The following is a 935-nucleotide window of genomic DNA, read 5'->3' as shown; positions in this document are numbered from 1 at the left end:
GTGAAGTCAGCGGGCGGTTGCGGGGACATGATCGGTACTCCTCGAGGTCTGGGGGCTCTGGATGTTCTGGTGGATCTCAAGACTGGCCGTGGAGCGGTTGAGGGTGATGTAGTGCAGCCCGGGGGCGCCCTCGGCCAGGAGACGCTCGGCCATGACGGTGGCGTACTCGACACCGATGCGGTGCCCTTCAGCCGGGTTGCCGCGGGTGGCCTCCAGGCGCCGGGCCAGGTCCTCGGGGAAGGCGGCATTGCTCAGTTCGGCGAAGCGGCGGATCTGCCGGGCGTCGGTGGCGGGCATGATCTCGGGGATGATCGGGGTGTCGCAGCCCGCCGCGGCCACCCGGTCCCGCAGTCGCAGGTAGTCCTCGACGTGGAAGAACATCTGGGTGATGGCGTAGTCGGCGCCGGCCCGGCACTTGGCGGCGAAGTGCCGGATGTCGCTGTCCCAGTCGGCCGAGCGAGGGTGCATCTCGGGGAAGGCCGCCACCCCGATGGAGAAGTCGCCCAGGGAGCGGACAAGCTCGACCAGTTCGTGGGCGTGGCGGAAGCCCTCCGGGTGGGGGATCCACGCGCCCCGGGGATCACCGGGCGGATCACCCCGCAGGGCGAGGACGTCGCGGACGCCGGCGTCCGCGTACTGGCCGATGATGTGGCGCAGTTCGGCGACCGAGTGGCCGACCGCGGTGAGGTGGGCGACCGGTCGCAGGGTGGTGTCGGTGGCGATCCGCTTGGTGATCTCGACGGTGCGGTCGCGGGAGGAGCCGCCGGCGCCGTAGGTGACGGAGACGAACGCCGGGCCGACGGCCTCCACCCGGCGGACGGCGTCCCACAGGACGCGTTCGCCCGCCCCGGTCTTCGGCGGGAAGAACTCGAAAGAGTACGAGCGCTGCCCTGCGGCCAGGATCTCGCGCAGTGTGGTCATGCCCGTCCTCCGGT

Annotated in this window: 1 protein-coding gene; it reads right to left on the bottom strand. The window is 71.0% G+C overall.

Annotated features, from left to right (window positions below):
* Positions 1 to 6: 6 nt before the first annotated feature.
* Complete coding sequence (gene metF, locus V1L54_RS29265) at positions 7 to 921, bottom strand: methylenetetrahydrofolate reductase [NAD(P)H] (protein WP_330121185.1); 915 nt, start codon at positions 919 to 921, stop codon at positions 7 to 9.
* Between the last annotated feature and the right edge of the window lie 14 nt (positions 922 to 935).

The organism is Streptomyces rubellus (assembly GCF_036323805.1).
Taxonomy (GTDB): Bacteria; Actinomycetota; Actinomycetes; order Streptomycetales; family Streptomycetaceae; genus Streptomyces.
Note: the sequence above shows the minus strand (reverse complement) of the source record. Positions and strands in the feature narration are given on the sequence as shown.

Coding starts and splice junctions, on each gene's coding strand:
- metF (WP_330121185.1), bottom strand. CDS start 921: ATGACCACACTGCGCGAGATCCTGGCCGCAGGGCAGCGCTCGTACTCT.